Raw genomic sequence first — 25113 nt, forward strand, 5'->3', positions numbered from 1 at the left:
TTGTTATCTACCGTCGCGCTGTCACCGGTGATATCAATACCGTGACCGCCGCCGCTGACATCCAGATCGCCGTCCTGGATAACTTTCCCGTTATTACCGTTGATTTCCGTGCCAGTGGAATCCTTGCCGTCAACGGTGGTTTTGCCGCTGTTATTCGCCGTGGCGTCGTCACCGTTAATCTGCGTGCCGGTGCCGCCGTTGGTGATGGTGCTCTCGCCTTCGTTATTAACAACCGCCTTGTCGCCGTCAATCTGGATACCGATGGACTCCGGATCGGTAACGGTCATGGTGCCCTTGTTATCTACCGTCGCGCTGTCACCGGTGATATCAATACCGTGACCGCCGCCGCTGACATCCAGATCGCCGTCCTGAATCACTTTCCCGTTATTACCGTTGATTTCCGTACCGGTGGAATCCTTGCCGTCAACGGTGGTTTTGCCATTGTTGTTTACTGTGGCATTATCACCCGTAATAACAAGCTCACCTTTATGATTATATTGCCACTTCGTTGCGCCATCTGCGCTCACCCCTTCAAGGGCAACAGTGTTATTCGCTTCATCAATCTGCCAAAGATTAATCGTTGCCTTACGACCATTGCTATCTTGCAGAGAAATAGTCCCGTCAGCATTCTCGGTATAAGTAAAAACTGAATCGCGAATAGTTAACGTTTTTTCTGCTTTATCGAGAATAACGTCATTATTAAACGAAATCGGTTTGGGAGGTGTAGGCGTATCATCCGGATCGTCCGGTATTATCTCATCTCCGCCAGGACTTGGGGGAACTGGAGTGTCGTCTGATTCATCATCAGGGGGTGTCGGTGGGAGTGGAGAATTGTTGCGATGATGATGATCATCATCGTCGTTTAGTTCCACTACGGCTAAGGCCGTGATTAACGCAGCAGCGCCTGTGGCAAGCCATGGCATCAGGTTTTGTTCGACTAAAGGAGAGCATTCAGAGGGTAAGCGTTTAAGCTCTTCCAGACTGAGTTTTCCTGGGTCTGCCGGACAAGTCACATTGGTATTTTTCTTTTCACCTGTGGTGGTTTCTACCTCTGTGATATCTGCCGCCCAACCCTGACCACTCAGAGCTAATGCAATACAGGCCGACAATAGAGTTTTCCTTTGCATAATAAATCCTTCTGGCGAATATAAAGAAAGCCGGATGCACTAACCCGACCAATTAGTTATTTAAAACATTGAAGACATCCTATATTGCCAGTAGATTATTACCTAATCAAACATACTTTCCGATAATGCACAGTTATAATTCAGGTGAATAAATAAAAGACCATGAATATATGAATTATGTATATAATATAAATTACAAATTAAAAGCACATTCTCATTATAAATAATTATATGATGAAAAAACGGCATGAATTAATACTCAAATAAATAAAGCAGAGCTTAAACATAACTCTGCTTTATAATTAAAGGGACAAAATAATTTTACATCTGTTACTGTTTCGGTCGCAGATTCTCATCAAATACCAGGCGTTTCCTGCCAGGTTCAACTTCCCGCAATGGCTCGACTTGATGCAACGTTTGCTTACAGCGTGTCACCAGCACCTGATACTCATGCGTACCCTGCTTTTTCCATGCCAGCTCCTGCTCACTAAGTTCACGAATCGCTTTCGCCGGGCTGCCGACAATCAGATAATTAGCTGGCATTTCTGCTTTGGCTTTCACAAATGCGGATGCACCAACAATGCTGTTCTCGCCAATCACCGCACCGTCCATCACTACCGCGTTCATTCCCACTAATGCATTGCGGCGGATAATGCAGCCGTGAAGGATAGCGCTATGACCAATATGTCCATCTTCTCCTACAACAGTATCCTGCTCGGGAAAACCGTGCATAACGCAATTATCCTGAATGTTCGCGCCATCTTTCACCACGATACGACCAAAATCGCCACGCAGGCTGGCATTAGGCCCAACGTAAACGCCCTTGCCGAGAATAACATCGCCGATCAATACCGCTGTCGGATGGACAAAGCTCTCTTCTGGCACAACCGGAGTCAGACCATCTATCTGGTAAATTGGCATAACGCCTCCTGTTCAATATTCAAGCCGCCAAAACGTTGAAAATACAGGCTTCCCGGCGCAGGCAGTTCACCGACTGAGGTTTCACCTTTTTCACTAACGAACGCTAAAGCAGCAGGCGCTACGCGCTGATAAATGTTGATACACAGCTGACGCGCCGTATGCCCTGCCCAGTGAGCCGGAAGCAACTCCTCCGGCAACAATGGGTCTTTAAGGACGACACGGCGATAAAAATGGATCAGTAAAAGCTGAATATGAAATGCACGCTCCGGGGTTAACTCGTCTGCCGTCTCTTTTAACAGCGGCACCAGCGGGCGGAATGACTGAATAAAGGTTTCGTACATGGCATTTTGTTCAGTTAAATGCCAGCACTCTTCTACTCTGGCACGCAGTGCTGCGCGAGAAAGCGCCAGTGGTATTTGCGCTTCAAAACAAATCACGTTATCCGCCACCCCCGCTTCATGCAAAAGTGTCTGTACATCCGCCAGTTTTTGCGACGGCGATGCCATCAGGCTGGGTGCCAGTGCGCCAAAACCTTGCCAGATCAACTGCTTTTTGACATCAGCCAGCGTCGCTTTATCTAAACCTTCCGAGAGCAACAGGAGCCATTTACCATCCCATGCAGGTTGCTCTGCGCGATAAATTTTACTTTCTGCCCGTCGCGTCAGGCGCAAGCCTTTATCACTGAGGCTATAGAAACTGCGTCGCCCGATGCGGGAAACATCCAGCCAGCCTTCTTTATTAAGACGAAACAAAGCGGTGCGCACGAAACGCTCACCAAATCCCAGCCCTTCCAGCAAAGCAGCCAGACTACCAAGCCAGATTTCACCACCACGATGGGAAAGCGAATCACCATACAGAGAGGAGATCAAAGATGTGCCACTGACCGGAACAGCGTTTACAGCATGTTGGATAAAAGTATCAAGTTTACTCATTCGATTCAGTCTGTTGTTATTGTTGTGATTTATGAATCATAGCACAGGTCGTATCGACTTCTGGCCCTGACGCTTTACCTCACCAGGGCCAGACGACACGTCAGGCACCAACAATATTGCGCAGATCAAACACCCGACACGCCTTGCCTTCTGAACGCGGGATACTGCCACAGTTAACGATCATCACATCGGTAGAGATCCCCACCATCGACTTAATCCGATGGCGCAGCTGGTGGCATACCTGGCAACGCTGCTCATGCGTCAATGTCAGGCTACTTTCTTTCAACTCCACTTTCACAGAAAGTGAATCAAGATGCCCCCGGCGGTTCACCTCCAGTTGGTAATGCGGCGATAAATGTTCGAATTTGACAATCTCTTCTTCCAGTTGTGACGGAAAGACATTTACACCGCGAATAATCAACATGTCATCGCTGCGTCCGCTGATGCGATCCATGCGGCGCATAGTCCGCGCCGTTCCTGGTAACAGTCGGGTTAAATCACGCGTGCGGTAACGAATGACCGGCAATGCTTCTTTGGTCAGCGTGGTGAATAACAGTTCGCCATGTTCACCATCGGCAAGCGGTGTGCCGTCATGAGGATTAACAATTTCAGGATAGAAATGATCTTCCCAAATGGTTGGGCCGTCGGTAGTTTCCAGACACTCCATCGCCACCCCCGGCCCCATCACTTCTGACAGGCCATAAATATCCAGTGCGGTGATCCCCAGGCGACGCTCAATTTCTTTACGCATGGCCTGTGTCCACGGCTCAGCACCAAACACTCCAACCCGCAGCGAGCAACCGCTGGCATCACCGCCCAACTGCCGCTCCAGCTCTTCAATCAGGTTAAGGCAATAAGATGGCGTAACCATGATCATATCTGGTTGAAAATCACGGATCAGTTGCGCTTGTTTTTCTGTCTGCCCGCCAGACATCGGGATCACCGTAGCGCCCAGACGTTCGGCACCATAGTGCGCACCCAGCCCACCAGTAAACAGCCCGTAACCATAGGCGACATGAATTTTGTCTTTGGGCGTGCCACCCGCCGCACGCAACGAACGCGCTACAATATTGGCCCAGTTATCAATATCGTTTTGCGTATAGCCGACAACTGTCGGTTTACCTGTGGTTCCCGAAGAAGCATGAATGCGCACCACTTGTTCCATCGGCACGGCAAAGGTGTCGAAAGGATAGTTGTCGCGCAGATCCTGTTTGGTGGTACAGGGAAATTTACGCAGGTCTGAAAGTTCCCTGAAATCATCAGGATGTACGCCTGCTGCATTGAATTTGCGCCGATACATCGGGACATTTTCATACGCGTGTTTGAGCGTCCATTTCAGACGCTGTGTTTGTAACGCCTGTAACTCATCAACAGACGCGGTTTCAATCGGGTCAAGCTTTGTATTGGTTATCATTGTAGGGTACTCGCAGGTTGATATGCTCAAACACGCTCCAGAATCATGGCGATGCCCTGACCGACACCGATGCACATGGTGCACAATGCGTAACGACCGTTACGCCGATGCAGCTCATGGCTGGCAGCCAGTGCCAGGCGGGCACCACTCATTCCCAACGGATGGCCTAAGGCGATAGCGCCTCCGTTGGGGTTAACATGTGGGGCATCATCAGGCAGCCCCAATTCGCGTAGTACACCCAACGCCTGGGCCGCGAATGCTTCGTTCAGTTCAATCACGTCCATATCGTGAATACTCAGCCCCGCGCGTTCCAGCACCCGGCGAGTTGCAGGCACCGGACCAAGCCCCATCAGGCGCGGTTCCACCCCGGCGGTTGCCATGGCTACGATACGCGCTCGCGGTGTCAGTCCTTGCGCTGCTGCCATCTGTTCACTGGCAATAATCAACGCAGCGGCTCCGTCATTCACCCCGGAGGCATTGCCTGCGGTGATCACTCCATTGGCACGAAATGGTGCTTTTAGTCCACGTAACTGTTCCAGCGTCGTTTCCGGGCGCAAATGCTCGTCATGTTGTATTTCTGTTACAACACCTTTCTTATTTTTCAACACAACCGGAACAATCTCTTCAGCTAAAATGCCTGAAGATTGCGCTTTTGCCGAACGTTGCTGACTGCGTAGCGCAAAACTATCTTGATCTTCTCGCGAGATTTTTAACAGTTCAGCTACATTCTCTGCCGTTTCCGGCATGCTGTCAGTTCCAAATTGTTGAGCCATGAGCGGGTTCACAAATCGCCAGCCAATAGTGGTATCAAACATCTCAGCCTGACGAGAAAATGCACTGGTTGCCTTGCCCATAACAAACGGTGCCCGAGACATTGACTCCACGCCACCGGCGATCAGCAAATCGCCATCGCCCGCTTTAATCGCCCGTGCGGCGAACCCCAGTGCGTCCAGCCCGGAACCACACAAGCGGTTAATGGTTGTGCCGGAAACACTCTGCGGCAGCCCCGCCAGTAAAGTCGCCATCCGGGCTACGTTACGGTTATCTTCTCCCGCCTGATTAGCACAGCCGAGGATCACATCATCGATACACTCCGCATCGAGACGCGGGTTTCGCACCAGCAGCTCCCGCAAAGGGATAGCAGCCAGATCGTCAGCCCGAACACCTGATAATGCCCCGCCGTAGCGACCAATTGGCGTACGAATTCCGTCACAGATAAAGGCTTCACGCATCAGGCTTCTCCTGTAATGGTGCCGCCGATGCGGTGAGATTTACCGCGAAACAGCGCAACCGTTTTTTGTTGTTGGTTAACAATTTCGATGTCGTAAACACCGGTTTGCTTGCCCTGATGACGTACCTGCGCAGTAGCAGTTAAGGTGTCTCCGGCAAAGCCTGGACGTAAAAAATCAATCGTGCAGGCAGAAGCGACGGCTGCCAGCCCCTGGCTATTGCAGGCGTAGGCAAAGGCAGTATCAGCCAGTGAAAATAGCTGCCCGCCGTGGCAACTTTGATGACCGTTAAGCATTTGTGCAGTGACGGTCATGGTCACTACAGCAAAGCCTTCATCCATTGAGATAATGCCGATGCCAAGCGCTTTGGCGCAGGCATCGTTCTCATACATTGCATGGGCATTTTGCCAGGCCTTATGACTCATAACCGCTCTCCAGAAGCGCCCGTTGGCGCAGCAATGAACATGGGCGATAGCGTTCTTCGCCATAGTGATGCTGTAGATTTTCAAGGAGCCTTAATATTCGCTGCCAGCCAAGTTGCGCTCCCCAGGCAAGTGGGCCATATGGATAATTCACCCCAAGACGCATGGCGGTATCGATATCCTGTTCAGAGGCCACGCCTTTTTGAAGCGCATCAAGGGCTTCATTGATGATCATTGCTACCGTTCGCCAAATCAGCATTCCTGGGTAATCTGCAATTTGCTGCACTGTTTTGCCCTGCTGTTGCAGGTAATAAATGGCCTTGCGGGTCGCTGAGTCCGGGTTCACCGCTGCAGCAGCAATGGTCACCACCTTGCCCGCCATTTTATCGATCACTACCACCGGGCGTGCCAGTCGTATTGCCAGCGCCTGTGCCGTCTCGCCTTGTGTCTCAATCAATAAAACATCGTCAATTTCCGTGACACCGTCACTTTTCTTTTCTACTTTCATTGGGCTAAAACTGTCGCTTACCGCTTCCAGGCCAACAACTGCCTCACGTTCCGCGCGCCAGTCGTACACGCCCAGCCCACTTTTCTTGCCCAACCGTCCACCAATCACCAGTTCCTGTTGCACCAGCGAAGGTAAAAAACGACGCTCCTGCCAGAAAGCGTTAAACACCGAACAGGTGACAGCAAAATTGACGTCCTGACCAATCAGATCGGTTAATTCCAGCGGCCCCATCGGGAAACCAGCGCCATCGCGAAGTGCAGCGTCAATCACTTCTGGTGCAGCAACCTGCTCTTCCAGTGCCCGCCAGGCCTCGGAATAATAAGGACGCGCAACACGGTTAACGATAAATCCGGGGGTCGAATGACAGCGCACTGGCTGCTTACCCCAACTCAATGTCAGTTCACACAACTGCTCGACAACTTCCGCTGCCGTTGCCAGCCCACTGACCACCTCCACCAACTTCATCACCGGTGCCGGGTTAAAAAAATGCAGCCCCGCAACACGTTCAGGATTTTTTACCTCCGCAGCAATCGCGGTTATAGAGATTGACGAAGTGTTAGTGGTCAATAGCGTTTGTGGCGGGCAAACTTCCGCCAGTTGTGCAAAGAGCGCTTTTTTAACTTCCAGACGTTCAGACGCCGCTTCAATAACCAGATTCGCTGCTGCCAGCGCGTGAATATCGGTCACCGGGATCAGGCGTTTCAATGTGCGTTCACAGGTTTCAGCGGTCAGTTTTCCCCGCGTCACGCGTGAATTTAGCCGCGCGTGTATCCCGTCGATTGCGCGGGTCAGCGCTTCAGCAGAAATGTCATACAGTAAAACCTGATGTCCATGACTGGCGGCAACTTCAGCAATGCCTGCCCCCATGGTGCCGCTCCCAATCACTGCCACAGTTTGCACATTTATCATCATGCTATTTCCCCGTGAACTGCGGTGAGCGTTTAGCCAGGAACGCACTGACACCTTCACGATAATCTGCGCTCCGTCCGGCAAGTCGCTGATAGTCACGTTCCAGATCCAGTTGCGTATCGAGCGTATTGGTTTCAGCGCTATTTATCGCTTGCTTGATAAGTCCAAGACCAAATGTCGGTTGTGTCGCCAGATGCCGTGCCAGCTGTTGCGCGGTATCTGCCAGCGTTTCATCATCAACAACCTGCCAGATCATCCCCCATTCGTGCGCCTGTTCAGCACTCAGTTGATTCCCCAGCAGTGCCAGCCCCATGGCGCGCGCTCGTCCGGCAACGCGTGGCAGTAACCAGGTTCCACCGCAATCGGGTATTAAGCCTAACTTACTAAACGCCATGACGAATTTTGCTGAACGGGCAGCAATAACGATGTCGCCCCCCAGTGCCAGTGTTGCGCCTGCCCCTGCCGCCACGCCATTGACTGCACAGATCACCGGTTTTGGCAGTTTTGCCAGGCGACGTACCAGTGGGTTATAGAAACGTTCAACTGACATCCCTAAATCCGGTGCGGGGCCTGTGGGATCAACGTTACGATCGTTAAGATCCTGACCAGCACAAAATCCGCGCCCGGCACCTGTAAGTAACAGGCAACGGATAGTGTCGTCGCGCTCGACCTGTTTCAGGCACTCTGCCAGTTGTGCGTGCATCTCATCATTAAAACTGTTCAGGCGTTCCGGGCGGTTGAGCGTTAGTGTCATCACGCCCTTTTCTACATGACTGAGGATGAATTCCATCATTAGCGTCCTTTAAAGTCGGGCGTGCGTTTTTGTAAGAAAGCGGAGATGCCTTCATGACGATCTTCTGTTGCCGCCAGCAAGGTGAATAACTGTCGCTCCTGGGCAAGTCCGGCTTGCAAAGCCACTTCCTGCGACTGGCGCAGCGCTTGCTTTGCCGCTTGTAAGGCCAGCGGCGAGTGACGTGCCATTTTCGATGCCAGCTGTAAGGCGTATTCGAGGGTTAAATCGCTGGGGAAGACGTCGCTAACCAGCCCGGCCTGCTGTGCTTGCTGAGCGGTGATACTTTCTCCGCTCAGCACCATTTTGCTGGCTAACGATTTACCGACACTACGGATTAAACGTTGCGTTCCGCCTGCGCCAGGCATGATGCCGAGAGTGATTTCCGGCAACCCAAAACGCGCGTTCTCTCCGGCAACCACCACATCGCACAACAATGCCAGTTCGCAACCCGCCCCAAGCGCGTAACCATTGACGGCTGCGATAAGTGGTTTATTAAAGGCCTGCAATCGCGCCCATAGCTGCGGACGTGTATCGTTTAAGGTGGCCGCGAGATCTTTTTCTGCCATTTCGTTGAGATCGGCCCCGGCGGCAAAAAAGCGTGCATTACCGGTAATCACACAGACCGAAATGCTGGTATCGGTAGCCGCAGCTTCCAGTTCATTTACCAGTTGCATCAGCAGGGCATTATTTAGCGCATTACGTGCGGCGGGACGGTTAAGGGTCAGCAACAATACTCGTTGCTGACGGCTGACGATCAGTTCGCTCATGCCATCCCCTTCGCGTCAAAGTCAACCACCACATCGCTGGTCAGCGGCAGTGCCTGGCAACTCAACACATAACCTGCGGCCAGTTCATCCGGTTCCAGACTGTAATTGGTTTCCATCGCCACTTTGCCACGCAGCACTTTGCATTTGCAGGTCGCACAGACGCCGCCTTTGCAGGCATAGGGCAGATCCGCCCCCTGGCGCAATGCCGCATCGAGAATGCTTTCATCGTCGGCATTAAGCACGATTTCCCGATCCCGCCCATCCTGACGTACAGTCACTTTTTGTCCGTCACTTTGCACGTTAACGCTACGTTTGACGCGCGTGCCAGGCGTATTAAACCGCTCCAGATGAATGGTTTTATCTGGCATTCCCAGTGCTTTTAAGGCGGTTTCCGCGTCATCCATCATCGCCGCCGGACCACAAATAAATGCCTCATCATAAAGACGAAAATTAATGAGCGAGGCCCCAAGTGACTGTAATTTTTCACCGTCAATACGCCCGTGAAGCAGATCGCTGTCGAGGGTTTCCTGACTGAAAATGCACAACAACTGTAAACGCTGAGGATATTTGTCTTTCAGGTCTGCCAGTGCCTGGCGAAACATCATGCTCTGGCTGGTACGGTTACCGTAGATCAGGGTGAACTGACTTTCAGGCTCGGTTTGTAAAGTGGTGGCGATAATCGCCAGCATTGGCGTAATACCTGATCCTGCTGCAATTGCCAGATAGCGCCCCTGGCGTTCGGCCTGCGGCTGATAGCCGAAATGCCCCTGCGGCACCATGACCTCCAGCGTCATACCCTGGCGGATGTGTTCGCGGGCATAGCGGGAGAAACGTCCGCCTTCAATGGCTTTCACCGCCACACTAATTTCGCCAGGCAGATAGCTGCGGCAAATGGAGTAACAACGGCGTAATTCTTCACCATCAAAGCTGGCTTTTAAGGTCAAATGTTGACCGGGGCGAAAGCGATACGCCTCCTGCAAAGGCTGGGGCACCGCAAAGGTAATGGTCACCGCATCACGGGTTTCCGGCTCCACTTTTGCCACCGTTAAGGAATGAAACGTTGTCATGGCATCCTCAAATACATTTGAAATAATCGAAAGGTTCGCGGCAACTATCGCAGCGATACAATGCTTTGCAGGCCGTGGAACCAAATTCACTGATAAGTGTGGTATGGACGCTGGCACAGCGCGGGCAACGTACTTCTGGCGGCAAATGGGCATGGCAACTGTGTCCGGCGGGCGGGCTAATGCCATACTGTCGCAGACGCTCACGGGCATCGGGGGTCATCCAGTCGGTGGTCCATGCCGGGTCGAGTTGCAGCACAACCTGAACGGGGGTAAACCCGTGGGTTGTCATTGCCTCACGTATCGCGCCAATCAAATGTTCCGTTGCCGGACAACCGGAATAAGTCGGCGTAAAGCCGATCACCCATCCTTCTCCCATCTGTGTCACATTACGCACCATGCCTAAATCGGTAATGGTCAGCACCGGGATCTCCGGGTCCGGGATCTGGCTGAGTAGCGCCCATATCTCATGCACCTGCGGCGGTGCAATGGTGGCCAGACGTTGCATACCCATCTCCTCTGTTACCACTGCTGACCGGGCAAGACACGCTGGAGATACTGCATTTCTGCCAGCATGGGCCCAAGGTGTTCGGTATGCAGTCCTTTTTTACCGCCAGTGCGATACGCCTGCTCTTGCGGTACGTTCAATGTGGCTTCGTTGATCCCGGCAAAAACTTCGGCTTCCCACGCTGCGCGTAAAGTGCGTGGGTCAACCGCAATACCCTCTTCACTCAGTGCAATATCAATCTCGTCGGCATCGAACAGTTCGGCGGTAAAACGCCACAACTTGTTGATGGCCTGCTGCATCTTTTGCCCTGATACGTCAGTACCATTGCCCAGTCGCTCCAGCCAGCCACGACTAAAACGCAGGTGATAACGCGCTTCTTTAATTGCTTTGGCAGAAATCGCCGCCAGTTGCGGCTCGCGGCTTTCCATCAGACGGGTAAAGAGCGCCACATGCCATGCATCGATGAAATACTGGCGTGCAATGGTGTCGGCAAAATTGCCGTTTGGTTGTTCAACCAACAATAAGTTGCTGAACTGGCGCTCGTCTCGGGTGAAGGCCAGGGTATCTTCATCGCCTTCTCCCGCTAATTCAGCGGCATACGATAAGAAGTTGCGTGCCTGACCTAATAAATCGAGGCCAATGTTTGCCAGTGCGAGATCGATTTCCAGTTCCGGTGCATGACCGCACCATTCCCCCAACCGCTGGGAGAGCACCAGGCAGTTATCGCCCAGGCGCAAGGTGTAAGCCGTTAACTGATTCATTTCCAACCTCACATGTGCTCAATGCCATCAGGGATGGAGTAAAACGTTGGATGGCGATAGACCTTGCTTTCAGCCGGATCAAAAAATTCACCGCGTTCTTCCGGTTGCGAGGCAACAATTTCACTCGCCTTCACCACCCAAATTGAACATCCTTCGCTACGACGGGTGTAAGCATCACGGGCATTTTCCAGTGCCATCCGCTCATCGGCAGCATGTAAACTGCCAACATGGCGGTGTGATAAGCCCTGTTTGCCACGCACGAAAACTTCGTATAACGGCCAGTAAACATTACTCATTTTGAATCTCCTTATGCGACCTTACGGGCATGTTGTTTTTGTGCATGGGCCAGCGCTGCTTCCCGTACCCAGGTACCTTCTTCCCAGGCTTTACGTTTGGCGTCGAGCCGCTCCTGATTACAAATTCCGCGACCGTTTATCACTTCGTTAAACTCCTGCCAGTCGATCTCACCAAAGCGGTAGTGCCCGCTTTCAGTATCAAAATGCAGATCCGGGTCAGGAACGGTCATACCGAGCATTTCAACCTGTGGAACGGTGTTATCCACGAAACGCTGGCGGAGTTCGTCGTTGGTGAAACGTTTGATTTTCCAGGCGAGACTTCTGGCGCTGTTTGGCGAGTTATCATCGTTTGGCCCGAACATCATTAAGGCTGGCCACCAGAAACGGTTAATGGCGTCTTGCAACATCTGCTTTTGAGCTTCGCTGCCCTGCGCCAGTGCCATGCAGGCTTCAAACCCCTGACGCTGGTGAAAACTCTCTTCTTTGCAGATTTTCACCATTGCTCTGGCATACGGGCCATAAGAAGTGCGGCATAACGCCACCTGATTGACGATCGCTGCGCCATCCACCAGCCAGCCGATAACACCGATATCAGCCCAACTCAATGTCGGATAATTAAAGATGGAGGAATATTTCATCCGTCCGTCGAGCATTTTTTGGTAGATGTCTTCTCTGGCGCAGCCCAGTGTTTCGGCGGCGCTATAGAGATACAGGCCATGACCTGCTTCATCCTGCACTTTGGCTAACAGAATGGCTTTACGCCGCAAGGTTGGTGCGCGAGTGATCCAGTTACCTTCAGGCAACATACCAACAATCTCGGAGTGCGCATGCTGCCCAATCTGGCGGATCAATGTCTTTCGGTAAGCATCGGGCATCCAGTCCTGCGGCTCGATAGCCGTTTCCTGGGCTATCCGTTGCTCAAAGCGTTCTTCTTGGGTCACGTCATCACCTTTACGATTCCAGTTTTTGTGATTTAATTAAAAACACGAATCACATTGTTTTGTAAAAGCTACACAATGGTTAACTAAAATCACAAATTTTGTATGTTTGAACTGTGACGGATTTCGCACCATATTTTTATAAATCATTATTTATCAGTGCATTAATGTTTTCCGCAGTTGCTATACAGATCGCATAGTTAACATTTCGTTAAAAGATCCCTTGCTTTTTATGATTCGCGATTTAACTATTAGCAACAGAAATGTGAAACATCTGGAGAGTAGCGATGCAGCAGTTAGCCAGTTTCTTATCCGGTACCTGGCAGTCTGGCCGGGGCCGTAGCCGTTTGATTCACCACGCCATTAGCGGCGAGGCATTATGGGAAGTGACCAGTGAAGGTCTTGATATGGCGGCTGCCCGCCAGTTTGCCATTGAAAAAGGTGCCCCCGCCCTCCGCGCGATGACCTTTATCGAACGTGCGGCGATGCTTAAAGCGGTCGCTAAACATCTGCTGAGTGAAAAAGAGCGCTTCTATGCTCTTTCTGCGCAAACAGGCGCAACGCGGGCAGACAGTTGGGTTGATATTGAAGGCGGTATTGGGACGTTATTTACTTACGCCAGCCTCGGTAGCCGGGAGCTGCCTGACGATACGCTGTGGCCGGAAGATGAATTGATCCCCTTATCGAAAGAAGGTGGATTTGCCGCGCGCCATGTACTGACCTCAAAGTCAGGCGTGGCAGTGCATATTAACGCCTTTAACTTCCCCTGCTGGGGAATGCTGGAAAAGCTGGCACCAACGTGGCTGGGCGGAATGCCAGCCATCATCAAACCAGCTACCGCGACGGCCCAACTGACTCAGGCGATGGTGAAATCAATTGTCGATAGTGGTCTTGTTCCCGAAGGCGCAATTAGTCTGATCTGCGGTAGTGCGGGCGACCTTTTGGATCATCTGGACAGCCAGGATGTGGTGACTTTCACGGGGTCCGCGACGACCGGACAGATGCTGCGAGTTCAGCCAAATATCGTTGCCAAATCTATCCCCTTCACGATGGAAGCTGATTCCCTGAACTGCTGCGTACTGGGCGAAGATGTCACCCCGGATCAACCGGAGTTTGCGCTGTTTATTCGTGAAGTTGTGCGTGAGATGACCACAAAAGCCGGGCAAAAATGTACGGCAATCCGGCGGATTATTGTGCCGCAGGCATTGGTTAATGCTGTCAGTGATGCTCTGGTTGCGCGATTACAGAAAGTCGTGGTCGGTGATCCTGCACAGGAAGGTGTGAAAATGGGCGCACTGGTAAATGCTGAACAGCGTGCTGATGTGCAGGAAAAAGTGAACACATTGCTGGCTGCAGGATGCGAGATTCGCCTCGGTGGTCAGGCGGATTTATCTGCTGCGGGTGCATTCTTCCCGCCAACCTTATTGTACTGTCCGCAGCCGGATGAAACACCGGCGGTACATGCAACAGAAGCCTTTGGCCCTGTCGCAACGCTGATGCCAGCACAAAACCAGCAACATGCTCTGCAACTGGCTTGTGCAGGCGGCGGTAGCCTTGCGGGAACGCTGGTGACGGCTGATCCGCAAATTGCGCGTCAGTTTATTGCCGACGCGGCACGTACGCATGGGCGAATTCAGATCCTCAATGAAGAGTCGGCAAAAGAATCCACCGGGCATGGCTCCCCACTGCCACAACTGGTACATGGTGGGCCTGGTCGCGCAGGAGGCGGTGAAGAATTAGGTGGTTTACGAGCGGTGAAACATTACATGCAGCGAACCGCTATACAGGGTAGCCCGTCGATGCTTGCCGCTATCAGTAAACAGTGGGTGCGTGGTGCGAAAGTCGAAGAAGATCGTATTCATCCGTTCCGCAAATATTTTGAGGAGCTGCAACCAGGCGACAGCCTACTGACTCCCCGCCGCACAATGACAGAGGCCGATATTGTTAACTTTGCTTGCCTCAGCGGCGATCATTTCTATGCACATATGGATAAGATTGCTGCTGCCGAATCTATTTTCGGTGAGCGGGTGGTGCATGGGTATTTTGTGCTTTCTGCGGCTGCGGGTCTGTTTGTCGATGCCGGTGTCGGTCCGGTCATTGCTAACTACGGGCTGGAAAGCTTGCGTTTTATCGAACCCGTAAAGCCAGGCGATACCATCCAGGTGCGTCTCACCTGTCAGCGCAAGACGCTGAAAAAACAGCGTAGCGCAGAAGAAAAACCAACAGGTGTGGTGGAATGGGCTGTAGAGGTATTCAATCAGCATCAAACCCCGGTGGCGCTGTATTCAATTCTGACGCTGGTGGCCAGGCAGCACGGTGATTTTGTCGATTAATCGGTGAATGAAGGGCAACGGCGAATAGTTGCCCTTTTATTTCACTAAGTTTTGTGACGTTGTCACATTATGCATGATGTGTACATCTATTTTCAGGGCATCCACTGTATGAAAAGCTGGCACACCTGCCAAACAACCTGGCAGGTGCAGGCAATCCCCTTTGCATCAGTACTGATAATGTGAACCTGACTAAACCGCCCACAGAGCGCGGTTGCTAACAAGAACACAACATCTGACGAGGTTAATAATGGGAAGCCCCTCTCTGTATTCTGCCCGTAAAACAACCCTGGCGTTGGCAGTCGCCTTAAGTTTCGCCTGGCAAGCGCCGGTATTTGCCCACGGTGGTGAAGCGCATATGGTGCCAATGGATAAAACGCTTAAAGAATTTGGTGCCGATGTGCAGTGGGACGACTACGCCCAGCTCTTTACCCTGATTAAAGATGGCGCGTACGTGAAAGTGAAGCCTGGTGCGCAAACAGCAATTGTTAATGGTCAGCCTCTGGCACTGCAAGTACCGGTAGTGATGAAAGACAATAAAGCCTGGGTTTCTGACACCTTTATTAACGATGTTTTCCAGTCCGGGCTGGATCAAACCTTTCAGGTAGAAAAGCGCCCTCACCCACTTAATGCGCTAACTGCGGACGAAATTAAACAGGCCGTTGAAATTGTTAAAGCTTCCGCGGACTTCAAACCCAATACCCGTTTTACTGAGATCTCCCTGCTACCGCCAGATAAAGAAGCTGTCTGGGCGTTTGCGCTGGAAAACAAACCGGTTGACCAGCCGCGCAAAGCCGACGTCATTATGCTCGACGGCAAACATATCATCGAAGCGGTGGTGGATCTGCAAAACAACAAACTGCTCTCCTGGCAACCCATTAAAGACGCCCACGGTATGGTGTTGCTGGATGATTTCGCCAGTGTGCAGAACATTATTAACAACAGTGAAGAATTTGCCGCTGCCGTGAAGAAACGCGGTATTACTGATGCGAAAAAAGTGATTACCACGCCGCTGACCGTAGGTTATTTCGATGGTAAAGATGGCCTGAAACAAGATGCCCGGTTGCTCAAAGTCATCAGCTATCTTGATGTCGGTGATGGCAACTACTGGGCACATCCCATCGAAAACCTGGTGGCGGTCGTTGATTTAGAACAGAAAAAAATCGTTAAGATTGAAGAAGGTCCGGTAGTTCCGGTGCCAATGACCGCACGCCCATTTGATGGCCGTGACCGCGTTGCTCCGGCAGTTAAGCCTATGCAAATCATTGAGCCTGAAGGTAAAAATTACACCATTACTGGCGATATGATTCACTGGCGGAACTGGGATTTTCACCTCAGCATGAACTCTCGCGTCGGGCCGATGATCTCCACCGTGACTTATAACGACAATGGCACCAAACGCAAAGTCATGTACGAAGGTTCTCTCGGCGGCATGATTGTGCCTTACGGTGATCCTGATATTGGCTGGTACTTTAAAGCGTATCTGGACTCTGGTGACTACGGTATGGGCACGCTAACCTCACCAATTGCTCGTGGTAAAGATGCCCCGTCTAACGCAGTGCTCCTTAATGAAACCATCGCCGACTACACTGGCGTGCCGATGGAGATCCCTCGCGCTATCGCGGTATTTGAACGTTATGCCGGGCCGGAGTATAAGCATCAGGAAATGGGCCAGCCCAACGTCAGTACCGAACGCCGGGAGTTAGTGGTGCGCTGGATCAGTACAGTGGGTAACTATGACTACATTTTTGACTGGATCTTCCATGAAAACGGCACTATTGGCATCGATGCCGGTGCTACGGGCATCGAAGCGGTGAAAGGTGTTAAAGCGAAAACCATGCACGATGAGACGGCGAAAGATGACACGCGCTACGGCACGCTTATCGATCACAATATCGTGGGTACTACACACCAACATATTTATAATTTCCGCCTCGATCTGGATGTAGATGGCGAGAATAACAGCCTGGTGGCGATGGACCCAGTGGTAAAACCGAATACTGCCGGTGGCCCACGCACCAGTACCATGCAAGTTAATCAGTACAACATCGGCAATGAACAGGATGCCGCACAGAAATTTGATCCGGGCACGATTCGTCTGTTGAGTAACCCGAACAAAGAGAACCGCATGGGCAATCCAGTTTCCTATCAAATTATTCCTTATGCAGGTGGTACTCACCCGGTAGCAAAAGGTGCCCAGTTCGCGCCGGACGAGTGGATCTATCATCGTTTAAGCTTTATGGACAAGCAGCTTTGGGTAACGCGTTATCATCCTGGCGAGCGTTTCCCGGAAGGCAAATATCCGAACCGTTCTACTCATGACACCGGTCTTGGACAATACAGTAAGGATAACGAGTCGCTGGACAACACCGACGCCGTTGTCTGGATGACCACCGGCACCACACATGTGGCCCGCGCCGAAGAGTGGCCGATTATGCCGACCGAATGGGTACATACTCTGCTGAAACCATGGAACTTCTTTGACGAAACGCCAACGCTAGGGGCGCTGAAGAAAGATAATTGATTGTTTCAGACTAAAAAAACGGCACCAGGTGCCGTTTTTTACTTATGAGCGAACAAGATTAATACCGTACACACACCGACTTAGTTTCACACCAACCGTCCAGCCAGTCGGGGCCAAAATCACGGCCTGTTCCTGACTGCTTCATCCCACCAAACGGTAAGTTAGCGTCAATTAAGGTATGACTGTTTACCCACACCGTCCCTGCCTGTAAGCGATCGCTATATTCCAGAGCCTGGGAGAGATTTTGCGTCCAGACACTGGCAGTTAAGCCATATTCCGTGTCGTTTGCCAGTTGTAACGCCTCTTCTCCATCCGCTACTCGCACCAGGTTAACCACCGGACCAAACACCTCTTCACGAGTTAAGCGCAATTTAGCATCGGGATTTACCACCAGCGTTGGCGCAACATAATACCCCTCTCCGGCAGGTCCATTCGATCCGCGAATCAGCTCTGCTTGCTGTGCCTGCGCATCGTCGAGGAATGAACACACTTTGCCGCAGTGCGCACGAGAAACCAAAGGGTTAATCTGTGCAACAGGTGACATCCCCGGTCCCACTTGCAACGATTTTACCGCCTGCTCAAATCCACTAACCAGCGTGTCAAACAACGGCGCTTCAATATAAATTCGCGAACTGGCGGCGCATACTTGCCCTTGATTCAGGAAGCTTCCGGTCATCAAGCCTTCAATAACCCATTGCGGATCAGCATCTTTTAATACAATTGCCGGGTTTTTACCGCCCAGTTCCAGCGTTACACGCGTTAAGCGATCAGCAGCAGTTCTGGCAATACCTTTTCCCGTCGCGGTTGAACCGGTAAAACTGATTTTCGCAACATGAGGATGTGACGTCAGGGCCGCGCCGCATACAGCACCTGACCCGGTGACGACATTAAAAACGCCATCAGGGATACCAGCCTCGCTGGCCAGTTCCGCCACGCGCAACATCGTCAGTGGCGTGGTTTCCGAAGGCTTAATCACGATTGAACAGCCTGCTGCCAGTGCTGGCATCACCTTCCACATACCAATCATCAACGGAAAGTTCCATGGCACAATTCCCGCCACTACGCCAACCGGCTCTTTACGCGTCCAGGCCTGATAACGCGCCCCCTGGGGTAAGGGAATCGACAAGTCCAGCGTTTTACCCGCGATTTTGGTCGTTAACCCGGCGGTATAACGCATCCAGTTCAGCGTACAGCCCACTTCAAAAGCACGGGAAATGGCAATTGACTTGCCTTGCTCCAGGGTTTCCAGTTGCGCCAGCTCCTCACTGTGCTGCTCCACCAGATCAGCAAAACGTAGCAGAATACGTTCACGCTCTGCGGGTAATCGCCCGGCCCAGCGACGCGAGACAAAGGCCCGCCAGGCAGACATGACTGCGTTATCTACATCCGCTTCGTTGGCATCAGCAGTAGACGCAATTTCTTGCCCGGTGGCCGGATCAAAGATCGCCAACCGTTTTTCACTTTGTGCGGGGCCAGGACGACCATCAATATAAAGACCGTGTTGACGATCGAGAAACTGTTGGACCTGGCTTAATACTGCTACATGCGGCTCTGTCATCACTTTTCCTTATTATTTACCCAGTGTGATTTCAGTGTACGCAGCGACAAGAAAAGTCACTTTTTTCGCTGTGACATTCGCTTTGTCAGCTGTGACAAGCTCCGCAAATCGTGACAATAACCGCTTATGTCTCTATGCCTGACAAGACTTATTTCCTATAGTCAGGCTCATTAGCTTCGTTTATTGCAACACAAATGCAACAATAAAAATACATTTCACAGAGCGAAAACGTGCCATGAACCCCGCAGTGGATAATGAGTTTCAGCAATGGCTTTCCCAAATCAATCAGGTATGCGGAAATTTTACCGGACGCCTGCTGACTGAGCGTTACACGGGTGTACTGGACACGCATTTTGCCAAAGGACTAAAGCTGAGTACCGTGACAACCAGCGGGGTGAATTTATCCCGCACCTGGCAGGAAGTAAAAGGCAGCGACGATGCCTGGTTTTACACCGTTTTTCAGCTTAGTGGTCAGGCAATAATGGAGCAGGATGAGCGTCAGGTGCAGATTGGCGCAGGCGATATTACGTTACTCGATGCCTCACGCCCCTGTTCGCTTTACTGGCAGGAGTCTTCTAAACAGATTTCATTACTTTTGCCACGCACTCTGCTGGAACAATATTTTCCCCATCAAAAACCTGTCTGCGCAGAAAGACTGGACGCTGACTTACCCATGGTGCAACTCAGTCATCGTCTGTTACAGGAAAGCATGAATAACCCGGCACTTTCTGAAACAGAAAGTGAAGCTGCGCTACAGGCGATGGTGTGTCTGCTGCGCCCGGTACTTCATCAGCGGGAATCTGTCCAACCTCGCCGTGAACGTCAGTTTCAAAAAGTGGTTACGTTGATAGACGATAATATTCGCGAAGAGATATTACGCCCGGAGTGGATAGCCGCAGAGACGGGTATGTCAGTACGTAGTTTGTACCGAATGTTTGCCGATAAAGGTTTGGTCGTCGCGCAATATATTTGTAACCGTCGTCTCGATTTTTGTGCAGATGCGATTCGCCATGCCGCAGATGATGAAAAACTGGCAGGCATCGGCTTTCATTGGGGATTTTCTGACCAGAGTCATTTTTCAACGGTATTTAAGCAACGCTTTGGGATGACGCCAGGCGAGTATCGACGTAAATTCCGCTAACTAATTCGCGTTGCATGTACTGCAACGCCAATTAGTTAAAACAGATATTTGACTACGCATATTTCAGGGCAAAAGGCAATTTGACAGGAGTTTTTGAATATTCACCTTGTTTCCGGAAAATAGATTAATCGCCTTCTCCTGTAGCGTTATCCCGATATTGCGGTTTTGCTATTAAGATTTTCGCATCCATTTACCGTTTATCCCTTGTACATATTCCCCCGGTTTGGCCCGAGCTACGAGCTTTTGCCCGGCGAGTTTCGCGATATCATCTGCAGACACATTATTTTGCTTTGCCAGTTGTTGGTAACTCGCTTTACGTTCGGCATTAATGTCGGTTACTAATTTCTCTGTTTCAGCATCCGTTTTCAGCGCAACCAAATAACCATAAAATGTTTCACCTACTCGCCCCTGAGTTCTGGCTTCATCCAGAGTCAATGCCATTACATTGCTGCTTACCAGCCCAACAAGAAACGCACAAAGAAGTAATGTTTTCTTCATCATCGCCTCAGAAAAGATCGCTACGAGTTTCAAGCAGCTCTTCGACATCTTTGTCTGCCTTGATGATGATCTCATGCTCAATTTTAACGTTCATATTGATAGTGATCGGTTCCTTAGGTGCAGCGACTTCAATGCGAGGCGTACAGCCAACCAGCATAAAAGATGACGTCAACGCAGCCAGTAAAATTTTCATTGTTTTTCCTCACACTCTTTTCCTTGCGGACAGTCATTTCCCGGCAGACGTGCGTTCTGCTCCAACCATGCCTGGAGATTATCGCCAAAGCGTAAACTGCGCCACAGCGTAAAAATATTCTCTTCATGATGGTAATTAAGGTTTACCGTACCGCTTTTACCATCAACGCGACTGGTACCTGTAATGTTGGCCTGCATGGTTAATAAACCGAGATTATCTAAATTAATATTTGTCGATGAACGGCTAATTTCCATATAGCGCAACCAGTTAATTGCTGAACCCGCAGTCATATTGTCTTTCACCACCGCATCTGCGGTGTCTTTATCCAGCCGCAAGGTCATTGGCCCGCTGTTTGCCAGCCAACCATCTTTCACTATCCATTTTTCGTTGTTTAGCCATAACGGCAATGCACCACTAAATGCCCCGGACATGGCGAATTGTTTCGGATTGACGGCGCTAACCAGTTCGCTGGATGAGAGATTATTCAGCCGCAACAGCGCCGGGTCATGCTGCGGCATACGTAATTGTTTCATCAGTACGTTACCGCCTAACACATCGACGCTAACATCAGTCAACAGCAAGGGTTCTTCTTCAGTCCACGGATAACGCCCTTGCAAATCAGCCGTAATATTTTTCGCTGTCACCAGATTAATCACTTCGGCAATTCGCAACGTAACGGGGCCGCGAGTCCCCAGATGCCAGGCTCCATCGGCAAAACGGAAAGGCAGGACAAAATCGACACCGTTCACCTGATTATCTGGCATCCAGGCACTACCGCCTTTCAACACGCCGTGCCCTCCCGCGCGGAATCCTTGTTCAGGCGCAGCAGAAAATGCAACCTGAGCATACAGTTCACCATCGCGTAAGTTCATCTTCCAGTCGGGTGGCACCAGCGGCTGGAATACAGTCAGTGATTGTTTAGGCCACCAGGCGTTACCGCGCAGACGAATACCGTCCCAGCGACCGTTTACCCGAACCGGGCCAATCTCACCAGCATGTAAATCGCCTTTAAAGAGGAAATAGGTCGGATCGCGCCCATCGACGCTAAATTTTAAGGTTGATGGCGGTAACACACTGCCGCCAGTGAACAGCGTTTGCCCGGCGTCCAGTGACAGCGCGCCGCTGAAGGAGGGATGCTGTGCGTCACGTACCCAGACGACGGGCTTGTCGAGAATTAATCGCGGCTTTTCTACCGTCATCGTACCGTATTGTAACTGGTCGAAACCGGTGGAGAGATCGGTCAGCGTAATCGTGCTGTCATGCCACTCACCTTTTCCTGCGACATCCCAGGTGGCATTCATCGGTGTAAAACTCCCTTTTCCCCAGTAGCGCCACTGCCAGCGGCCAGCGTCAGGGAGAAAATCATTCGCCAGCCCATCCATATGCAGCACGAAATCGCCCAGTTCATTTTCATGCGCCTGCAAGATGGCCTGCAAACGTCCGTCAACACCACGTTGGGTGACTTTTACACCCGCTAAAGGCCAGCGGATTTCATCGATGTCCAGCGAATCGATGACTCTTCCCTTCGAACGTAATAACGCGCCTGGCTCAAAGGCCAGCGTTGGGTCAGTCAGACTTCCACTTAGCTGCGCGGGTAAGCGGGCATATAAAATGAGGTCCGCCTGTTTCGCTTCACCGGTTAGCTGCAGAGGCAGCTGGCTGTTATCCATGCTTAATTTTCCTGGGCCAAAATTTAGCACCGCGTTGCCTTTACCCGCTTGCCCCTGGGTCAGCACACTCAGTCGTCCGCTGATCAGAGCGTTCTCAAGCCCTGCCTGCCAGTTGTCGACTTTGACACCCAGTCGGCCACTCAAAGGAAAACCTGCATACGGCCAACTCCAGCGACCATCGCTTACGGTCAATTGTTGACGAGTAATTTGCCACGGCAAATCGAGCAACGGATCGCCGTTATCCCGTGCCAGCACAATCAATTGCCCGCTATTTTCCTGCCAGTCCAGCTCTGCATCCACCAGTGACGGTTCCTGCGGCAAGTTTAACGTCGCAGTAGCATGCCCACTTACAGGAAGTCCATCCGGCACGAGCGGCATAGTAAATTCCCCCACCAGTTTAACCGGCGGCTGATTTTCAAACGCGACGACATCCAGTTCGCTGACTGTAAGTTGTTGCCCTTTCAGCTGGCCTTGAAATTTAACTTTTTCGCCCTGATAACGCAGTTGCTGGATATCAGAGGTTAATGCGAGAGAGAGTTTTCCCTGCCATTCCTGCCAGGGAGAAAAAATCAGTTTATCGATATTGATCCAGGTGTTAGGCAGCATGGACTGCCACTGCGCGAGGGTTTTTGGAGCAGCTGGCGATTGCTCCGTCTGCGGCAATTTCGCCAGACAAGCAGAATCAAGTTCTACCATGCCGACGTTCAATAACCAGCGGCTGGGATGTGAAAGGCTGGCGTTGGTGATATGCGCAAGCTGACAATCTCCCACCAGATAACGGAGATCGGGAATGATTAAACCTTTACGCGTAATGCGTGGGCTTTCATCTAATGCAATACGTGTCCCGAGCGGTAGCCAGATGCCCGCCAGCGTGGGAACCCACAGCCCGAGCGTCATCAGCAGCGTCAACGGCACAAGAATAATCAGTAATAACAGCGCGAGAACGGCTTTATATTTACCCAGCATGGGTAGTTAATATCCTGATTTAGCGAAAAATTAAGCATTCAATACGGGTATTGTGGCATGTTTAACCGTTCAGTTGAAGGTTGCGCCTACACTAAGCATAGTTGTTGATGAATTTTTCAATATCGCCATAGCTTTCAATTATATTTGAAATTTTGTAAAATATTTTTAGTAGCTTAAATGTGATTCAACATCACTGGAGAAAGTCTTATGAAACTCGCCGTTTATAGCACAAAACAGTACGACAAGAAGTACCTGCAACAGGTGAACGAGTCCTTTGGCTTTGAGCTGGAATTTTTTGACTTTCTGCTGACGGAAAAAACCGCTAAAACTGCCAATGGCTGCGAAGCGGTATGTATTTTCGTAAACGATGACGGCAGCCGCCCGGTGCTGGAAGAGCTGAAAAAGCACGGCGTTAAATATATCGCCCTGCGCTGTGCCGGTTTCAATAACGTCGACCTTGACGCGGCAAAAGAACTGGGGCTGAAAGTAGTCCGTGTTCCAGCCTATGATCCAGAGGCCGTTGCTGAACACGCCATCGGTATGATGATGACGCTGAACCGCCGTATTCACCGCGCGTATCAGCGTACCCGTGACGCTAACTTCTCTCTGGAAGGTCTGACCGGCTTTACTATGTATGGCAAAACGGCAGGCGTTATCGGTACCGGTAAAATCGGTGTGGCGATGCTGCGCATTCTGAAAGGTTTTGGTATGCGTCTGCTGGCGTTCGATCCGTATCCAAGTGCAGCGGCGCTGGAACTCGGTGTGGAGTATGTCGATCTGCCAACCCTGTTCTCTGAATCAGACGTTATCTCTCTGCACTGCCCGCTGACACCGGAAAACTACCATCTGTTGAACGAAGCCGCCTTCGATCAGATGAAAAATGGCGTGATGATCGTCAATACCAGTCGCGGTGCATTGATTGATTCTCAGGCAGCAATTGAAGCGCTGAAAAATCAGAAAATTGGTTCGTTGGGTATGGACGTGTATGAGAACGAACGCGATCTGTTCTTTGAAGATAAATCCAACGACGTGATCCAGGATGACGTATTCCGTCGCCTGTCTGCCTGCCACAACGTGCTGTTTACCGGGCACCAGGCATTCCTGACAGCAGAAGCTCTGACCAGTATTTCTCAGACTACGCTGCAAAACTTAAGCAATCTGGAAAAAGGCGAAACCTGCCCGAACGAACTGGTTTAATCTTGCCGCTCCCCTGCAACCCAGGGGAGCTGATTCAGATAATCCCCAATGACCTTTCATTCTCTATTCTTAAAATAGTCCTGAGTCAGAAACTGTAATTGAGAACCACAATGAAGAAAGTAGCCGCGTTTGTTGCGCTAAGCCTGCTGATGGCGGGATGTGTAAGTAATGACAAAATTGCTGTTACGCCAGAACAGCTACAGCATCATCGCTTTGTGCTGGAAAGCGTAAACGGTAAGCCCGTGACCAGCGATAATGATGATTTCCGGCAGCATGTGTAACCGCTTTAGCGGTGAAGGCAAACTGTCTAATGGTGAACTGACAGCCAAAGGGCTGGCAATGACCCGTATGATGTGCGCTAACCCGCAGCTTAAGGTAATGACTCCAACTTATTGATAGTGTTTTATGTTCAGATAATGCCCGATGACTTTGTCATGCAGCTCCACC

General features: G+C 51.1%; 23 protein-coding genes and 2 pseudogenes. 6 read left to right on the forward strand and 19 right to left on the reverse strand.

Annotated features, from left to right (window positions below; translation table 11 throughout):
- A pseudogene (locus tag RTW80_RS18595) lies at nucleotides 1-1127 on the reverse strand (autotransporter domain-containing protein); the annotation flags it as partial.
- A gap of 170 nt (nucleotides 1128-1297) precedes the next feature.
- Here RTW80_RS18595 and RTW80_RS18600 point away from each other — a divergent pair.
- The gene (locus tag RTW80_RS18600) at nucleotides 1298-1354 is read left to right on the forward strand and encodes a hypothetical protein (protein WP_101191734.1); all 57 of its coding nucleotides are present in this window, start codon (nucleotides 1298-1300) and stop codon (nucleotides 1352-1354) included.
- A gap of 103 nt (nucleotides 1355-1457) precedes the next feature.
- Here RTW80_RS18600 and paaY read toward each other — a convergent pair whose 3' ends face one another.
- From paaY to paaA, 13 genes are all read right to left on the reverse strand, one after another.
- A complete protein-coding gene (paaY, locus tag RTW80_RS18605; protein WP_001123465.1) occupies nucleotides 1458-2048 on the reverse strand; it encodes a phenylacetic acid degradation protein PaaY in 591 nt (196 codons plus the stop codon).
- Nucleotides 2030-2980 (reverse strand): phenylacetic acid degradation operon negative regulatory protein PaaX, encoded by a 951-nt coding sequence (gene paaX, locus RTW80_RS18610; protein ID WP_000039881.1) that lies wholly within the window; start codon nucleotides 2978-2980, stop codon nucleotides 2030-2032. Before paaX ends, paaY begins: the two co-directional genes overlap by 19 nt.
- Nucleotides 2981-3080: 100 nt before the next feature.
- A complete protein-coding gene (gene paaK, locus RTW80_RS18615) occupies nucleotides 3081-4394 on the reverse strand; it encodes a phenylacetate--CoA ligase PaaK (protein ID WP_000632293.1) in 1314 nt (437 codons plus the stop codon).
- A gap of 26 nt (nucleotides 4395-4420) precedes the next feature.
- Nucleotides 4421-5626 carry a bifunctional 3-oxoadipyl-CoA/3-oxo-5,6-dehydrosuberyl-CoA thiolase gene (paaJ, locus tag RTW80_RS18620; protein ID WP_001206186.1) on the reverse strand — a complete coding sequence of 402 codons (1206 nt, stop codon included), beginning with the start codon at nucleotides 5624-5626 and terminating at the stop codon, nucleotides 4421-4423.
- Complete coding sequence (gene paaI, locus RTW80_RS18625; protein ID WP_033549258.1) at nucleotides 5626-6048, reverse strand: hydroxyphenylacetyl-CoA thioesterase PaaI; 423 nt, start codon at nucleotides 6046-6048, stop codon at nucleotides 5626-5628. Before paaI ends, paaJ begins: the two co-directional genes overlap by 1 nt.
- The gene (paaH, locus tag RTW80_RS18630; protein WP_032247930.1) at nucleotides 6038-7465 is read right to left on the reverse strand and encodes a 3-hydroxyacyl-CoA dehydrogenase PaaH; all 1428 of its coding nucleotides are present in this window, start codon (nucleotides 7463-7465) and stop codon (nucleotides 6038-6040) included. Before paaH ends, paaI begins: the two co-directional genes overlap by 11 nt.
- Before the next feature lies 1 nt (nucleotide 7466).
- Entirely contained in the window at nucleotides 7467-8255 is a 789-nt protein-coding gene (paaG, locus tag RTW80_RS18635; protein ID WP_000969784.1) for a 2-(1,2-epoxy-1,2-dihydrophenyl)acetyl-CoA isomerase PaaG, read from the reverse strand.
- On the reverse strand, nucleotides 8255-9022 hold the full coding sequence (gene paaF, locus RTW80_RS18640; protein ID WP_001292353.1) for a 2,3-dehydroadipyl-CoA hydratase PaaF: 768 nt from the start codon (nucleotides 9020-9022) through the stop codon (nucleotides 8255-8257). The genes paaG and paaF overlap by 1 nt, the downstream gene beginning before the upstream one ends.
- The gene (paaE, locus tag RTW80_RS18645) at nucleotides 9019-10089 is read right to left on the reverse strand and encodes a 1,2-phenylacetyl-CoA epoxidase subunit PaaE (protein WP_023281895.1); all 1071 of its coding nucleotides are present in this window, start codon (nucleotides 10087-10089) and stop codon (nucleotides 9019-9021) included. The genes paaF and paaE overlap by 4 nt, the downstream gene beginning before the upstream one ends.
- 7 nt (nucleotides 10090-10096) lie before the next feature.
- Complete coding sequence (paaD, locus tag RTW80_RS18650; RefSeq protein ID WP_001189197.1) at nucleotides 10097-10594, reverse strand: 1,2-phenylacetyl-CoA epoxidase subunit PaaD; 498 nt, start codon at nucleotides 10592-10594, stop codon at nucleotides 10097-10099.
- Nucleotides 10595-10608: 14 nt separating this feature from the next.
- The gene (gene paaC / locus RTW80_RS18655; protein WP_001072842.1) at nucleotides 10609-11355 is read right to left on the reverse strand and encodes a 1,2-phenylacetyl-CoA epoxidase subunit PaaC; all 747 of its coding nucleotides are present in this window, start codon (nucleotides 11353-11355) and stop codon (nucleotides 10609-10611) included.
- Between the two features lie 8 nt (nucleotides 11356-11363).
- Nucleotides 11364-11651, reverse strand: coding sequence for a 1,2-phenylacetyl-CoA epoxidase subunit PaaB (gene paaB, locus RTW80_RS18660; protein WP_000073392.1), 288 nt, complete (start codon nucleotides 11649-11651; stop codon nucleotides 11364-11366).
- 11 nt (nucleotides 11652-11662) lie between these two features.
- Complete coding sequence (gene paaA / locus RTW80_RS18665; protein ID WP_000191072.1) at nucleotides 11663-12592, reverse strand: 1,2-phenylacetyl-CoA epoxidase subunit PaaA; 930 nt, start codon at nucleotides 12590-12592, stop codon at nucleotides 11663-11665.
- Nucleotides 12593-12876: 284 nt separating this feature from the next.
- Between paaA and paaZ the strand changes: the two genes are divergently transcribed.
- Both paaZ and tynA read left to right on the forward strand, forming a co-directional pair.
- Nucleotides 12877-14922, forward strand: coding sequence for a phenylacetic acid degradation bifunctional protein PaaZ (gene paaZ / locus RTW80_RS18670; protein WP_312719820.1), 2046 nt, complete (start codon nucleotides 12877-12879; stop codon nucleotides 14920-14922).
- Nucleotides 14923-15169: 247 nt separating this feature from the next.
- Entirely contained in the window at nucleotides 15170-17443 is a 2274-nt protein-coding gene (gene tynA / locus RTW80_RS18675; protein WP_000535470.1) for a primary-amine oxidase, read from the forward strand.
- A gap of 58 nt (nucleotides 17444-17501) precedes the next feature.
- Here tynA and feaB read toward each other — a convergent pair whose 3' ends face one another.
- On the reverse strand, nucleotides 17502-19001 hold the full coding sequence (gene feaB / locus RTW80_RS18680) for a phenylacetaldehyde dehydrogenase (RefSeq protein WP_000138627.1): 1500 nt from the start codon (nucleotides 18999-19001) through the stop codon (nucleotides 17502-17504).
- A 235-nt stretch (nucleotides 19002-19236) separates the two neighbouring features.
- Between feaB and feaR the strand changes: the two genes are divergently transcribed.
- A complete protein-coding gene (feaR, locus tag RTW80_RS18685) occupies nucleotides 19237-20142 on the forward strand; it encodes a transcriptional regulator FeaR (RefSeq protein WP_063119130.1) in 906 nt (301 codons plus the stop codon).
- A gap of 171 nt (nucleotides 20143-20313) precedes the next feature.
- Here feaR and RTW80_RS18690 read toward each other — a convergent pair whose 3' ends face one another.
- From RTW80_RS18690 to RTW80_RS18700, 3 genes are read right to left on the reverse strand one after another with little or no spacing between them, the layout of a single operon-like run.
- Nucleotides 20314-20640 (reverse strand): YdbL family protein, encoded by a 327-nt coding sequence (locus tag RTW80_RS18690; protein ID WP_000752043.1) that lies wholly within the window; start codon nucleotides 20638-20640, stop codon nucleotides 20314-20316.
- Nucleotides 20641-20647: 7 nt separating this feature from the next.
- Nucleotides 20648-20833 (reverse strand): YnbE family lipoprotein, encoded by a 186-nt coding sequence (locus tag RTW80_RS18695; protein ID WP_000698145.1) that lies wholly within the window; start codon nucleotides 20831-20833, stop codon nucleotides 20648-20650.
- Nucleotides 20830-23469 (reverse strand): YdbH family protein, encoded by a 2640-nt coding sequence (locus tag RTW80_RS18700; RefSeq protein WP_000900913.1) that lies wholly within the window; start codon nucleotides 23467-23469, stop codon nucleotides 20830-20832. Before RTW80_RS18700 ends, RTW80_RS18695 begins: the two co-directional genes overlap by 4 nt.
- 207 nt (nucleotides 23470-23676) lie before the next feature.
- On the opposite strand from RTW80_RS18700, the gene ldhA reads away from it, so the two are divergent.
- Nucleotides 23677-24666 carry a D-lactate dehydrogenase gene (ldhA, locus tag RTW80_RS18705; protein ID WP_000762229.1) on the forward strand — a complete coding sequence of 330 codons (990 nt, stop codon included), beginning with the start codon at nucleotides 23677-23679 and terminating at the stop codon, nucleotides 24664-24666.
- A 110-nt stretch (nucleotides 24667-24776) separates the two neighbouring features.
- Nucleotides 24777-25056, forward strand: a pseudogene (locus tag RTW80_RS18710) (META domain-containing protein); the annotation flags it as partial.
- On the opposite strand, the gene RTW80_RS31495 reads toward RTW80_RS18710, so the two are convergent.
- Nucleotides 25056-25112 carry an IS1 family transposase gene (locus tag RTW80_RS31495; protein ID WP_003032489.1) on the reverse strand — a complete coding sequence of 19 codons (57 nt, stop codon included), beginning with the start codon at nucleotides 25110-25112 and terminating at the stop codon, nucleotides 25056-25058. The pseudogene RTW80_RS18710 and the gene RTW80_RS31495 sit on opposite strands and share 1 nt — an antisense overlap.
- Nucleotide 25113 lies beyond the last annotated feature (1 nt).

Source organism: Escherichia sp. AM3 (assembly GCF_032029835.1).
Lineage (GTDB): Bacteria > Pseudomonadota > Gammaproteobacteria > Enterobacterales > Enterobacteriaceae > Escherichia > Escherichia coli.